Origin of the sequence: Acinetobacter rudis (genome assembly GCF_000829675.1) — a bacterium.
Lineage (GTDB): Bacteria > Pseudomonadota > Gammaproteobacteria > Pseudomonadales > Moraxellaceae > Acinetobacter > Acinetobacter rudis.
In genome coordinates this window covers 108,575-122,600 of record NZ_BBRX01000017.1, presented here as the reverse complement: position 1 = coordinate 122,600, position 14,026 = coordinate 108,575, and the positions used below count along the sequence as shown (strand labels likewise).

Below are 14,026 nucleotides of genomic sequence, written 5' to 3'. Positions count from 1 at the left end.
GTAAAGTTGTGAAAATAGGATCAGAACATGGCCTGACAAGTCGATATTTCTTTGGCTACAGCTCGGATACTTTGCTGCGTTGGGGTAAAGGTGGTGACCTTTTTATTATTGAGGTAGACATCAATTTTCTTGGCTTTAGCTATGCCTTGAGAAAATTCATACCATGCGTTAGCACCATTACGCCATTTTGTCGTTCCTGGGGCTGCAACACTGTTTTTTCCATCAAGTACAAAGGTCAGTGGATATTTTGAGTCAGTATTTTCATAACGGGCTTTCTTAGTTTCAAAGCGTGCAGAGTGGTCGTATTGATCCCCAGCACCTTCATTACAGGTCACCCAAAGCGTATTGCCTTTGGCATCTTGGATTGAATACTCGACAAAACCCTGTGTAGAACTAAATTGCCAGATGTTCGGGGCAGCATGAGCAAAACCAGTAAGAGCGAACAATGGAACAAACAATAATTTTTTCATGAAAAGTCCTTTGAGTAGATGAGGATCTACTGTGATAAATAAGGGTGAAATGTCTTTAGAATGGGGAATGTGTTTCAAGCTGCAGTGCTTCAATTCGATTGTCGATACTCGGATGGGTACTAAAGATTTCTCCCCAATTGCTATGATTAGAAATCTTGAATGAATTGAATCCTCTCTGTTGAATGGGTATAACCTCTGACTCTTGTGCAAGCTTAGATAGAGCTTGGATCATGGCATGTTTACCCACCAACAAAGAAGCAATAGCATCGGCCTTATACTCCCGTTTTCTAGAATACATTTTGACGACCAAGGAACCTAGGAAAGTAAATACAATAGACAGCATGAGTTTTACTAGCCATAGAATAACCTCTACGATTTCAGAGTATGAATTTCCATAGAAATTGAGAAGTCGTAAGCCTTGCAGGGGTAGGGTAAACACCAGAATGAAAGACGTAATTAGACCACTCAGTAGTGCCATACCTCGCATATCGTTACTCATGATGTGACCAATCTCATGGGCTGCCACAGCTCGGATTTCTTCTAGATCCATTTGCTCAAGTAATGCTGTACTAAAGGCAATAACGGAATAGTTGGGTGTAGGCCCAGAAGCAAAAGCGTTCATATCTAAACTTTCATAGATACCGACTTCGGGCATAGGGATATTGGCAGTACTCGCTAAATCAGCAACAAGGTCATAGAGCCAAAAATATTCACTATGTCCAGCATGATCACGTTCCAGTACAACAACGTGATGTGCTCTTTTTGCTAGCCATCTTGAGAAAGGTAAGCCAATTACAGCACCGATTAGCCCAATAAGAGGAACTAGAGCAATGCCAAAGCCTGTAGGGATTGCACTAATCATTAAGGCAATCAGAATGATTACAGTCCAAGACAGAATACTGGTTTGCTTAACTTGACTGAGTGCCATTGATAAGTCATGTGTATTGTCTGGGCCTGAAGAATGTTGATGCATATTCAACTCCAAATCCGTTGTCCACGGATTAAGTAAAGAAGACTAGCGACCACCACGGGCGGCTTTATTGAATTCGCGCTGCATACACTTATCCCAAGGTGGGGTATTGTCCCGATACTGAGTACAGTTCCATCCTGCTTGTTCCAACGAACCCAACATACTGCCATAGCTATCGATATCGGCAATAGAGACATCACCTCGCTGCGGTTGCTTTTGCTGTTGTGCTGCATATTGAATGGCATAACGTCGATCAGCTTCGGCCTGTTCAGCTTTGAGTCTTTGTTGCTCAGCATACATTTCCTGTGCTTCCTGCTGTTTGAGCAGTAAATACTCCTCCTTGGTAGCAAAGTCGGCAAAGCCAACAATTTCACCATTGGCGTTGTACTGTAACGCTCTCCATACGGTTTGCCCTTTTTCTGTAAATTGAGCGATACCATCAGGTGAACTCAGGATACGATTAGCCATATCTTGTAGTTGCTGAGTTTGGTAGGACACCACCATGTCATTAGCAGAGTTAGCAACTTGCTGAATATCAGGATTACCCGAAAAGGTCGCTACTGCAGTCAAAGCAGAGCTAAGAAAATCTGAAAACCCCATAAAAAATCCTATTGTTTAAATAAGCACTTAGTTTTTTGCAATCAACATGTTATGCATATTGTACCTCTTTTGGGTACAAATAGCATTGTATCGATAATAGGTACATGACGACAAGCATCAATACCGCAGAAATGCAGGCTTTAACTAAGTGGTTGAAGCAAGAAAGAGAATCACAACAATTGTCTATGCGTGCATTAGCGGAACGCATGGATAAACCACATTCGTATGTGCAAAAAGTAGAACAAGGCGAACGTCGTTTGGATGTTGTGGAATACGTTTGGTATTGCCGTAGCTTGAAGCTTGATCCTCAAGTTGGACTCAGCTTGATACAGCAAACTCTTGCAGAAAAAGGATGATCGCTAATCTTTGGAAATGGCGAGGTCAATCAAGGTGATTCCTACACTCGGATCAGCATCTAAGGCTTGGCAGTAGTGCAAATATTCGATGATTTCCAGTACATAGTCACCCTGCTCGATTTTCTCAATATATCCAATAGATTGACCAAGACGTTGTGCGAGTTGCAGTTGGGACAGACCTTTCTGCTGACGCTGAGTAATCAGCCATTGTTGTAGTGCATGCATCACCATCTCCTAGAGTAAGACAGCAGCAACAGCATGTAGCTTAGTGACAATGTGTTGATTTTGGTCATTACAGATACGGATGGCATGGGCAATCGATCTGCACTGCGGATGGGGGATAATTTCTAGAACATCAGAAACGGTATCAAGCTCAGGGTAATATTTATTCATGGTCACTCCTATGTTGTTTGGACCATAGGAATAATATATCTATCAAAAATATAGTCTTACGCTTTTTACGATTTGCAACGCCCTATATTGTCGTTGGTTTTAAGAAAGACATTCCAAATCAACGATTTCAAGGTAAACTATTATAAATTTCATGCTTTTCAGGTTCGCTTCTACATGACCCAAGTACAACTTCAACAACTACAAAAACACCTTTGGAATATTGCAAACGATCTACGTGGGAAAATGGGGGCAGATGAGTTTCGTGACTACATTTTGGGCTTTATTTTCTACAAATATCTCTCAGAAAAAGCAATTTCTTTTGCCAATGAGTTATTGCAGGATGAAGGTGTAGCTGAACAGTACGATCAACTGGATGAAAGTAATGTTGACCATGCTGAACTGATCAAGGGGATTAAAGAAAATTCAGTTGAAGAAGTGGGCTATGCTTTAGCGCCAAAGCAATTATTCCATACGATTGCAGAGCGTGGTCGTCAAGGTGTGTTTATTCTCGATGAACTTGCAAATACCTTACGAGAAATAGAACGCAGTACTTTGGGTGCAGAATCAGAAGATGATTTTGCCAATCTCTTTGAAGATCTTGATCTTAACTCAACCAAGTTGGGTAACAATGCCAATGACCGTAATGCGTTAGTGGCTAAGGTACTGACGCATCTCGACAATATTGATTTTGATCTGAGTAACTCTGAATCAGATGTATTGGGTGATGCATACGAATACTTGATTGGTGAGTTTGCCTCTGGTGCAGGTAAAAAAGCAGGTGAGTTTTATACGCCTCAAACGGTATCAACTTTGCTTGCTAAAATTGTCACTCAAGGCAAAGAGCGTCTACGATCTGTCTATGATCCGACCTGTGGTTCAGGCTCGTTGTTGCTCCGCGTAAAGCGTGAGGTACAAGATGTCGATATGATTTACGGTCAAGAGATGAACCGCACCACCTACAACTTGGCGCGCATGAACATGATTTTGCATGATGTGCATTTTGCCAAATTTGACATCAAGCAAGAAGATACACTGACTCGTCCACAGCATATTGAGCAACGTTTTGAGGCGGTTGTTGCCAATCCACCATTTTCAGCAAAATGGTCAGCCGATCCAATTTTTTTACAAGATGAGCGCTTTAGCCGTTTTGGCAAACTTGCACCGAGTTCTAAAGCAGACATGGCTTTTGTGCAGCACATGCTGCATCAATTGGATGAGTATGGCACGATGGCAGTCGTATTACCCCATGGCGTACTGTTTCGAGGTTCGAGTGAAGGTGTGATTCGTCAATACTTGATCGAGAAAATGAACATGATTGATACGGTGATTGGTCTACCTGCCAATATTTTCTATGGTACTTCGATTCCAACTTGCATATTGGTACTGAAGAAAAATCGTCAGCATACGGGTGACATCCTATTCGTTGATGCCAGTAATGAGTTTGAAAAACAAAAGAACCAAAATAAACTTTTGCCTGAACATTTGGACAATATTGTTGCTGCCTTTGAAAACCGTCAGGACATTGACAAATATGCCAAGGTGGCGACATTGCAAGAAGTCAAAGACAATGACTACAACCTCAATATTCCACGCTATGTCGACACCTTTGAAGCCGAAGCTGAGATTGATTTAGACGATATTGCTAAACAATTGCAAGCCCTTGAAGTTGAAAGTCAAAATACCGACAAAGTCATTGCTGAGTTTTGTAAAGAACTTGGTATTGATAGCCCATTTGCGGAGGCTAAATAATGACTGCGCCAAAGTTAAGGTTTAAAGAGTTTGATGGGGATTGGATTAACCTTAAATATAAAGATGTTCTAACTATTAAATATGGTAAAGATCACAAATTACTAAATGATGGTGATATTCCTGTTTATGGTACAGGTGGTGTCATGCGTTATGTAGACCAATATTTATATAACGGTGAAAGTATTTTAATCGGTCGTAAAGGGACAATTGATCAACCCAAATATGTAAATGAAAAATTTTGGACTGTAGATACTCTTTTTTATTCTCAAATAAAAGAAAATTCTACTCCTTTATTTTTATATCAACATGCACTTCAAATAAACTGGTTAGGTTTAAATGAAGCTACGGGTGTGCCTAGCCTAAATACCACATCAATTAATAATGTAGATATTGCAATCCCATCAAAAGAAGAACAAACCAAAATTGCTACTTTTTTATCGGCAGTCGATAAAAAGATTAGCCAACTCTCTCAAAAACATGAACTCCTAAGCCAATATAAACAAGGCATGATGCAAAAGTTGTTTAGTCAGCAGATTCGTTTTAAAGCCGATGATGGAAGTGAGTTTGGAGAGTGGGAACATGTGAAACTTGAAAATTTAGTGGATTTAATTTCTGGTTTTGCATTCAAAAGTGATTTTTTCGCTGAAGATGGAAATAAATTAATTACTCCCAAAAATTTCACGACAACAGGTAAGGCTAATTTCACTAGAACAAATACAAAATGGACTACTGAAATATCTGATGAAAAATATATCTGTAGTCCAAATGATTTATTAGTTTTGCTAACTGATTTAACCCAATCATGTGAGCTTTTAGGAAAGCCGATTTTATTAAGTCAGGGCGATGGAAATGTACTTTTAAATCAGCGAATCGTTAAAATCATCCCTAATAAAAAACTAGAAAAAACCTTTTTACTTTATTTATTACTTACGGACGATTTTCACGAGTTAATTGTTTCTACAGCTTCAGGGACTACTGTTAAACATAGTTCAAATAAAGTTTTACAGAGTTTTAATTTTTATTTACCCTGCCTAGAAGAACAAACCAAAATCGCTAATTTCCTATCTGCCATCGACCAAAAAATTGAAGTCGTGGCACAACAAATCGAACAAGCCAAAACGTGGAAAAAAGGCTTGTTACAGCAGATGTTTGTGTAGAGAGTGTGGATTATGGAGAAGTCAAGATACTTCATTAAACAGTATGCAAAAGACCACAAATGGCTAAGTGAACTTGAGCGAATTTTAAATCACATTGATCAACAATCTAATCAGTGCGGAGATACACTAATTGAGTGTACTAAATCATTTTTGGAAGCTGTTTTCAAAAATATAATTATTAAATTGAAGCCAGAAATGGATGAAAAAACTATTAACTGTTGTGATTTAGGTAGGCTTTCAAAGCTAGCAAAAGGAGTAATGTGTGAACATTCATTTATAGAAAATGTAATGCCTATGAGTGATATAGTACAATATTTTTCAACGCTAAATCAATGGATTAGGTTTTTGGGAGAAATGAGAAATAATATTGGTGAAATATCACATGGGAAAATTTTACCCAAGCCCTATTCAATAGATATCGGATTAGCAAAAATCATTTCAGAGATAACGGATAGGTTTGCCTATATTCTTTTATTAATGCTGTTGGAAATCGATTTATCGTATACACTGCCTTATAAATATGAAGATTATCCGGGTTTTAATGATTATCTTGATGGACAATATGAGTTACCTAATCACTTAATTTATAGCAGAGCGTTGTTTGAGCAAGATTATGATGCGTACTCAGAAGGATTAGATAATTTTCTTGATGCACAGGCAATTGAGATTACTTAATCTACTTATATCCTGAGCTTGGTCAATCAAACTTTATAATAATGTGTAAGTTATGACTTGAGGAAGAGATGTCCATACAAAGCGAAGCTCAACTTGAATATGAACTCATCAAGCAACTTAAACAACTTGGTTATAGCCAAGTTGCGGTCAAAGATGAAGCTCAACTGCTGAGTAATCTGAAAATTCAAATTGAGCGTGCTAATGGTATCGCTGCTTTCTCTCACAATGAATGGGCGCAAGTACTCAATCATCTCAAAGCAGGCAACAGTTTTAATTGTGCTAAGGTATTGCGTAATCGCTTCCCTGTGACTTTTGATGATGGTTCTACACGGCATATTGATTTTTTATTTGCAGATCCTCAAAAAAATATTTACCAAGTCACCCATCAAATTAGTGTTGATCATAAAGCAGGTAATGGTCATAGCAGTCGCTTTGACGTAACACTATTAATTAATGGTTTACCCTTAGTCCAAATTGAACTAAAACGTGCAGGTGTCGAGTTACCCGAAGCCTTTAACCAAACGCAACGCTATGCCAAAGATGCCTATAGTAGTGGTACGGGCTTGTTCAACTATATTCAGCTTTTTGTTATTAGCAATCGCGACCATACCCATTACTATTCAACAGGAACGAGTAATTTCGAATTTACCTTTCCTTGGGCTGACTTCGATAATAAGCATATCCATAAAATAGATGCTTTTGCCGAATGCTTCCTCAATCATCAACATATCAGCAAGATGTTGACTGAATACATGGTTGTTTTAGAAGTCGAAAAACGTTTAATGGTGCTCAGGCCTTACCAAATCTACGCCGTACAGCAAATTATTCAACGTGTGCAACATTCAGAGAAAAATGGCTACATCTGGCATACCACGGGTTCGGGGAAAACGCTGACTTCATTTAAAGCCAGTCAGTTGATTATGCGCTTGCCCGAAGTCGAAAAAGTCCTATTTGTAGTAGATCGGAGTGACCTCGATACGCAAACAGTACGTGAGTTCAATGCCTTCAAAGAAAATAGCGTTGATACCACCAAGAACACCAGTACCTTGGTTGATCAATTGGGGCAAACACATGATAAACTCATTGTTACCACTCTACAAAAACTCAATATTGCCATTAGTTCTAATCGCTATGCGGATCAGATTGCTTATCTCAAAGACAAAAAAGTCGTGATCATTTTTGATGAATGCCATCGTAGTCAATTTGGCGATACCCATCGGAATATCAAACGTTTCTTTGATCAGGCACAGATGTTTGGCTTCACTGGAACCCCTATTTTTGAAACCAACAGTCAGGTCAAAATTGATGCCAAAGCGGTAACGACCAATGCACTATTCGATGAGTGTCTACATAAGTATGTCATCACCGATGCAATTCGTGACGGTAATGTCTTACCCTTTCAGATTGCCTATTTGGGTAAATACACAAGTAATGGCATCGAAAAAAGTGACAGCTATGAAGATGATGTAGAGGGCATCGACACCAAAGAACTTTTTGACAATCCTGCTCGTCTAGAGATGATTACTCGTTATATTGTTGATAATCACCACATTAAAACTAAGAATAGAACCTTTACAGCAATGTTCTGTGTTAGCTCTGTAGAAGTCCTCACGCAGTACTATGAATTATTTAAGCAGGTACAACAAGAGAAACAACAACAGGCAGAAGAGCAGGGTCAAATTTATAATCCATTGAGCATTGCCACGATTTTTTCTTTTGCGGCGAATGAAGAGCGTACAGTCGAAGAATTCACGGGATTGATCGAAGAAGAGTCGGCAGATATTCCCACAAAGATCAGTCAGTCCAATCGGGATAAACTTGATCAATACATCACAGAGTACAATGCCAAGTTTGGGCAGAACTTCAATTCAGGTGAAGAGTTCTATCCCTACTATCGAGACATAGCCAATCGAGTGCGCAAAAAAGAAATTGATATTTTGCTGGTTGTGAATATGTTTTTGACAGGCTTCGACTCAAAACCGCTCAATACGCTGTATGTAGACAAAAACCTCAAATATCATGGGTTAATCCAAGCTTTTTCACGTACCAACCGTATTTTAAATGCTGATAAGCCATTCGGAAATATCGTGTGTTTCCGTAATCTCAAACAAGCAACAGATCAAGCACTCACATTATTTTCTAATCGTGCAGAAGCAGAAAAGATTGTGCTTATTCCTAGCTTTGAGAGTATTAAAGAAAAATATAATGCTGCGGTAGAGAATTTACTCTGTATTGTCCCTGATCCCGATCAAGTTTCAAATACACTTGTGACAGAACAAGAGCAATTGGCGTATGTCAAAGCCTTCCGTGAAGTCATGCGTATCAATGCACAATTGGAAAACTTTGTAGAGTACGATCAGGACGATACCTTACTCAACAAGGCAGACTTCCAAAAGCATACCTCACAGTACAAGTATCTTTATAATAATGTGCGTATTGTGCAGCCTAAGGATAAGGTCTCTGTACTGAATGATGTTAATTTTCAGTTGGAACTCATTCATAGAGATACTGTGAATGTTGGATACATCCTGAATCTGCTGCAAGCAGTGGTAAATAACAAGGATGAAGAGAAGAAACGACAATATCGCTCACAGGTTCAAGAGATTATCTCAACCAATCATAATTTATACGATAAACAAGTACTGATTCAAAAATTTCTGGATGAAAATATCCCACGTATGGCGAATGGGCAAAGCGTACATGATGCATTTGCAACATTTTGGGATGTGGAGAAAGAGAAAGCGCTGGGGGAGTTATGTCAGCAAGAAGCACTCAAGCCTGAGGTCTTTAAAGCCGTTTTAGGTCAGTACGAATACACAAAACGTTTACCAAGTCGGGAAGATGTCAAAGATCTTCCGATCACACGACCTAAGATTTCAGAGCGTAAAACGCTGATGAATACATTGGTACTCAAGACACGTGCTTTTATTGAGAAGTTTTATACTGGTCTGTAAGCCTAAACAGAAGGGCTGGTTGCATAAAGCGATAAGTTCTATGGCTGACTTTTAACGATCAGCACTAGATCGAATCTACAGAATCCATCATCTTCTAGCAGAACTCCCCACGACTTCCACGGATCGAGCCTGAATCTCCTGAGCGAATCAGCTAATCCAACAAATATGAAAAATCCCCCAAGCTTTCCATTTCGCACTCGTCAACACATCGATGGGATACTCAGTGCAGCATCGCTTGTGTAGCCCGATTGCAAAAGTGGAGTGCATGGAAATGATTCACGGGAGTAAAAAAGCTGAGTTTGGTTGGACCCTTGTTGTGTCTAGACCACAGGACTATTGAGCGAATGGACCACAAAATGGACCGAAAAAAGCAGACAAAGAAAAATCGCAGACAATAAAAAACCTCATAAATCTTAGACTTACGAGGTTTAATAATGGTGCCGACACACGGATTCGAACTGTGGACCTACTGATTACAAGTCAGTTGCTCTACCAACTGAGCTATGTCGGCGACGTGGCGTAATTCTATCGAAATTAGCTTAGATTGCAAGAAAAAATATTAAATTATTTGGATGAATTAGCCAGATATTGTGTGTTTGTTTGATTAATGTACAACACTGGGTAGGCTTGATTGTTTTTGATAGACATGATGCATGTTTTATAGTCAAAACAGCTCACTAATGTGAGCTGTGCGTGGGTAAAAAGTGGATTGCGGTCTAGCTAAAAGTGTATGAGCTAATTTAAAAAAGTTACTCTTATGATGTAATGCTACTAAGATTTCCCTCTTAAGATTTGGTCTAGAGCTTGAGCGCATTCTTCTAACGTAAGTGCCATATCGATTTGCATCTGTGGTTTTAATTCATTAGCGAGAGATCGCCATTCTTCTATTAAACGTGAGACTTTCTGAATCTTATGTTTGTTTATATCCTTCGCAATGGTTGGTGTATATCCGCCACGTTTAGCATTTTTGATCTGTTTTACATAATTCATGCTGTTATTCATTCCGACTCCCGAATAGCAGTGTTCTATGTTTTCATTACGCTTTTAGCTTTTTGGATACCGCATTTACAGTGTAGTGCTTACACATTTCATTTATATGATGTGTTTGCTCAGTTTGGCAAGTCCTTAACTGTATCAATTTAATTTTTATACATTAATAAGAAGAAATTGAGCATAGTACAGACTTGCGCAGTATTTTTTAAAAGCATACTGAATTTAAGCTTTGAAAAAAGTTATCAATACATGGATTATATTTTACGATGCTGTTTGTTTTGTACCGCTGAGGTCGTTGGTATTAAAAAAAACAGTGATGGAATGTTTTTGCACACGTTTTAGCTGTGCATGGAGTAACGAATAGTGAGTTTTAAATTCTTTTATATTTTAATATGATCGGTTAATTTTTATAGTGGTCAATATGTTATTCAAGGAATGAGGCTCAGAGATAGACCATGAATAATCTATAAAATGTTACGTTTCATGTTTTAAGAGTATGTGTAATGTGATTAATAAATAAAAGTAAAATTAAATATATTTTATGCAAATACCATGGTTTTAATTAAAAAACTTAAGCTTAGATTTAATATTTATTTAATCATAACTAAAGCTTTCTTATCATATTTTTATTTTAATTTATTGATAAATAATAAATATTTTTAAGTTGCTTTATCTTTTAAAAAATAATATTTATTAAATAGATGGCTACATTCAACACACAAATTTTTATTGCAACTTTGTTATTAATTAATAATTCATTTTAATTTAAGTTTATTAATCAATTGATTGATCAACTACTAAAAAAATACAAGTAAATACACATAGTCAGGTTGGTAATAAGAATGGATTATGAAGCTTTTTTAGCAGAAAAAATCTCTGAGTTGAAAGTAAACGGTCAATATCGCACATTTCAAACAATCAATAGAATTAAAGGAGCTTATCCTGAGGCCTACACGGAAGGCTTTAAAAAGAAAGTGGTCGTTTGGTGTAGTAATGATTATTTAAATATGTCTCAACATCCCGATGTAATTTATGCCATGCATGAGGCAATTGAAAATTATGGTGCTGGTTCTGGTGGTTCAAGAAATATTGGCGGTACGCATTCTTACTTTGAAAAACTAGAAAGTAGTATTGCAGACTGGCATGGAAAAGAGGCTGCGCTAGTATTTCCTACTGGATACAGTTCAAACGATGCCACGATTCAATGCTTATTAACACTGTTTAAAGATTGTATTGTATTTTCTGATGCATTAAATCATGCATCAATCATTAATGGGCTTCGTAGCCCAGCGATAGAAAAAAGAATTTTTAGACACAATGATATTGTCGATTTAGAAAGACTGCTTTCAAAAGAGCCATTTGAGCGCGCTAAAATGATTATTTTTGAATCGGTCTATTCAATGGATGGTGATATCGCACCAGTGAAGGAAATCGTTGAGATTGCAAAAAAATATAATGCACTTGTCTATCTTGATGAGGTGCATGCGATTGGAATGTATGGACCAAAAGGAGCAGGTATTTCTGCACAGCTTGGTATTGCTGATCAAATAGATATTATTCAGGGAACAATGGCAAAAGCGATCGGTATTATTGGAGGGTATATTGCTGGAAATTCGTTAATGATTGATGCTATTCGCTCTTTTGCTTCGGGTTTTATATTTACAACATCCTTACCACCAGTAATTACAGCCGCCTGTTATACCAGTATTCAACATTTAAAAAAATCGAGTGTTGAGCGTGAGAAGCTTCATCAAAAAACATTTCTTTTAAGAACAGTTTTGAGAAAAAAAAAGAATCAATGTCATGTCAGCAAGTACAACACATATTTTGCCTGTACTTATTGGTGATGCTAAAAAATGCAAAGCTGCGGCTCAATATCTTTTAAATCATAAAGCAATTTATCTTCAACCAATTAATTACCCAACTGTACCTATTGGAACAGAAAGATTTCGTGTAAATGTGACTCCCCATCATTCTGAAGCCCAAATTTATGCGTTAGCTGATGCACTTGAAGAGGTTTTTTATAAATTTGATGTGCCCTTCTTAAAAGAAGCAGCATTTTAGTTTGAAATCTTCATATGGACTTCATGGAGTAAGTGATGCCAGTGATTCAAAAATGTGTAACAGCTGAATACCAAGATATAGATGGCCTTATTGGCTTACGTGGTCTTTTATTGAGTGGAGGAGCTGCACATTATTCTTCAATATCTGCTGAAGAAGACGACATTTGGAAAGCATATTATCGTAAGTGGCTTATTAATCAATTTTATAATAGAAAATCTAATATTCAAATTAGCGTTATTCGAGATGAAAATAATAATGTTATTGGGTGTGCAACCGGAATCATTGATGAAAGGGCTCCTGTTATAGGGGCTTTAAATGGTTTACAAGGATGGGTTCAGTCTGTTGTAGTCGCTCCCGAGTGGCGGGGGCAAGGTCTTGCGATACTTTTGATGAAATCATTATTTCTATGGTTTGAAAGTCAAGGTATCGGAAAAATAGCATTACAAACTACACCGATAGCAAATGCGATGTATATAAAAATGGGCTTTGACAGAACGGGTGAAGATCTTTTAATAAAAAATGAGAATAACCTATGAATACAATCAAGATACTAATTATTGGGCTTGGCTATGCTGGAAATAGATATGTCAAAACATTTGATTCTTTAGAAAATGAATTTCCGGATATAGCATTTCGATATGCATATGTTTCACCTTCAAAGAAAAACACCTTACTAAATTACTTTTCTACAGTTGCTCAAGCACTTAAGTATTATTCTCCAGATATTGTGGTGGTGTCTGTATCAGATGGTAGACATGCTGAGGTGCTTTTAGAGCTCGATGGTTATGATGGTTTTATCATTTGCGAAAAACCTTTAGTAAATAGTATAGATGATTTGTCATATATTTATTCAGCTATGCAAAATACTGGTGGGTTTTGTATGGATATGGTCGAAAGGTACTCAAAGATAACAGACGATCTTAAAAAATTCATTCGAGAAAATCAGTTGAAATTAATACGGGCTAATTTTATTTGGGGAAAAGATCGAATACATGATCATAGAAGTACGTGTGGAGCATTGAGTGAAATTATTCACCCGCTAGATTTAATTGAATGGGTCTTAGGAGGCAAGGAACACCTGGTTTTAAGCGCAGTAATTGGTACAGACTCTGATTTTTCAATCTCTGGAAAACATGTTATTGACAGTTTGGCTATTACGGCACAGCTTGGAGAGTCATTCATTTCTGGATATAGCAGTTTCGTCAATATCATTCGCCAACGGACAATCGATTTTATTTTCTCCTCACAAGATCAAGAGCTTATATATGCTCGAATGACTTTTGATACCCCGGAATGGGATGTAGATCATTTGAAATTATGGAAACATACAAAAAAAGGTGATGAAATAATAAAAGATTTTACCACTTCCTTTGATGGCGCATCGCCAGCATTTAAGACAATTCAAAAACTGAGAACGCAGGTCCGTGAGATCCTTCTTTTCCTTATAGATGGTCTACAACCCCAACACGAATTTGTTGATGTAAATACCTCTATTCGATTACAAAGCATGCTGAATAACATAGCGCATAAGGCACAGTGTATTGGTGCTGCTAAATATACTGTGAAAAAGCACCGAGAGTACTTTAGCGAAAATGGCAGTTTAGAACAGTTGGGTTAACTAACTTATTTAATAGATTGACAATAA

At 37.6% G+C, this 14,026-nt stretch carries 15 protein-coding genes and 1 tRNA gene; 9 read left to right on the top strand and 7 right to left on the bottom strand.

Annotated elements, in window-relative coordinates:
* Window positions 1–20: 20 nt before the first annotated feature.
* The 3 genes from Aru01_RS03160 to Aru01_RS03150 are packed head-to-tail and all read right to left on the bottom strand — an operon-like array spanning window position 21 to window position 2,040.
* Complete coding sequence (locus Aru01_RS03160) at window positions 21–470, bottom strand: YfjT/YkfB family phage-associated protein (protein WP_016657764.1); 450 nt, start codon at window positions 468–470, stop codon at window positions 21–23.
* Window positions 471–525: 55 nt separating this feature from the next.
* A complete protein-coding gene (locus tag Aru01_RS03155) occupies window positions 526–1,443 on the bottom strand; it encodes a zinc metalloprotease HtpX (RefSeq protein ID WP_016657763.1) in 918 nt (305 codons plus the stop codon).
* Window positions 1,444–1,485: 42 nt separating this feature from the next.
* Entirely contained in the window at window positions 1,486–2,040 is a 555-nt protein-coding gene (locus Aru01_RS03150; protein WP_016657762.1) for a hypothetical protein, read from the bottom strand.
* 104 nt (window positions 2,041–2,144) lie between these two features.
* Here Aru01_RS03150 and Aru01_RS03145 point away from each other — a divergent pair, with 104 nt between their 5' ends.
* Window positions 2,145–2,396 carry a helix-turn-helix domain-containing protein gene (locus Aru01_RS03145; protein WP_016657761.1) on the top strand — a complete coding sequence of 84 codons (252 nt, stop codon included), beginning with the start codon at window positions 2,145–2,147 and terminating at the stop codon, window positions 2,394–2,396.
* A 3-nt stretch (window positions 2,397–2,399) separates the two neighbouring features.
* Here the strand turns inward: Aru01_RS03145 and Aru01_RS03140 are convergent, their stop codons facing one another.
* A complete protein-coding gene (locus tag Aru01_RS03140) occupies window positions 2,400–2,621 on the bottom strand; it encodes a helix-turn-helix domain-containing protein (RefSeq protein WP_016657760.1) in 222 nt (73 codons plus the stop codon).
* A 9-nt stretch (window positions 2,622–2,630) separates the two neighbouring features.
* Window positions 2,631–2,789, bottom strand: coding sequence for a hypothetical protein (locus Aru01_RS18445; protein ID WP_016657759.1), 159 nt, complete (start codon window positions 2,787–2,789; stop codon window positions 2,631–2,633).
* Window positions 2,790–2,963: 174 nt separating this feature from the next.
* On the opposite strand from Aru01_RS18445, the gene Aru01_RS03135 reads away from it, so the two are divergent.
* The 4 genes from Aru01_RS03135 (at window position 2,964) to Aru01_RS03120 (ending at window position 9,324) form a co-directional block, all read left to right on the top strand.
* Window positions 2,964–4,538, top strand: coding sequence for a type I restriction-modification system subunit M (locus Aru01_RS03135; RefSeq protein ID WP_016657758.1), 1,575 nt, complete (start codon window positions 2,964–2,966; stop codon window positions 4,536–4,538).
* A complete protein-coding gene (locus tag Aru01_RS03130; protein WP_016657757.1) occupies window positions 4,538–5,695 on the top strand; it encodes a restriction endonuclease subunit S in 1,158 nt (385 codons plus the stop codon). The genes Aru01_RS03135 and Aru01_RS03130 overlap by 1 nt, the downstream gene beginning before the upstream one ends.
* Window positions 5,696–5,707: 12 nt before the next feature.
* On the top strand, window positions 5,708–6,370 hold the full coding sequence (locus Aru01_RS03125) for an abortive infection family protein (RefSeq protein WP_016657756.1): 663 nt from the start codon (window positions 5,708–5,710) through the stop codon (window positions 6,368–6,370).
* A gap of 68 nt (window positions 6,371–6,438) precedes the next feature.
* On the top strand, window positions 6,439–9,324 hold the full coding sequence (locus Aru01_RS03120) for a type I restriction endonuclease subunit R (protein WP_016657755.1): 2,886 nt from the start codon (window positions 6,439–6,441) through the stop codon (window positions 9,322–9,324).
* Between the two features lie 435 nt (window positions 9,325–9,759).
* On the opposite strand, the gene Aru01_RS03115 is transcribed toward Aru01_RS03120, so the two are convergent.
* Together Aru01_RS03115 and Aru01_RS03110 are read right to left on the bottom strand one after the other, a co-directional pair.
* Window positions 9,760–9,835, bottom strand: a tRNA-Thr gene (locus Aru01_RS03115).
* A 260-nt stretch (window positions 9,836–10,095) separates the two neighbouring features.
* On the bottom strand, window positions 10,096–10,326 hold the full coding sequence (locus Aru01_RS03110; RefSeq protein ID WP_016657754.1) for a hypothetical protein: 231 nt from the start codon (window positions 10,324–10,326) through the stop codon (window positions 10,096–10,098).
* Window positions 10,327–11,159: 833 nt separating this feature from the next.
* On the opposite strand from Aru01_RS03110, the gene hemA reads away from it, so the two are divergent.
* From hemA to Aru01_RS03095, 4 genes are read left to right on the top strand one after another with little or no spacing between them, the layout of a single operon-like run.
* Window positions 11,160–12,164, top strand: coding sequence for a 5-aminolevulinate synthase (hemA, locus tag Aru01_RS03105; protein WP_016657753.1), 1,005 nt, complete (start codon window positions 11,160–11,162; stop codon window positions 12,162–12,164).
* A complete protein-coding gene (locus Aru01_RS18595; protein WP_016657752.1) occupies window positions 12,121–12,381 on the top strand; it encodes an aminotransferase class I/II-fold pyridoxal phosphate-dependent enzyme in 261 nt (86 codons plus the stop codon). Before hemA ends, Aru01_RS18595 begins: the two co-directional genes overlap by 44 nt.
* 35 nt (window positions 12,382–12,416) lie before the next feature.
* Window positions 12,417–12,917 (top strand): GNAT family N-acetyltransferase, encoded by a 501-nt coding sequence (locus Aru01_RS03100; protein WP_016657751.1) that lies wholly within the window; start codon window positions 12,417–12,419, stop codon window positions 12,915–12,917.
* Entirely contained in the window at window positions 12,914–13,999 is a 1,086-nt protein-coding gene (locus tag Aru01_RS03095; RefSeq protein WP_016657750.1) for a Gfo/Idh/MocA family oxidoreductase, read from the top strand. Before Aru01_RS03100 ends, Aru01_RS03095 begins: the two co-directional genes overlap by 4 nt.
* Window positions 14,000–14,026: the final 27 nt, after the last annotated feature.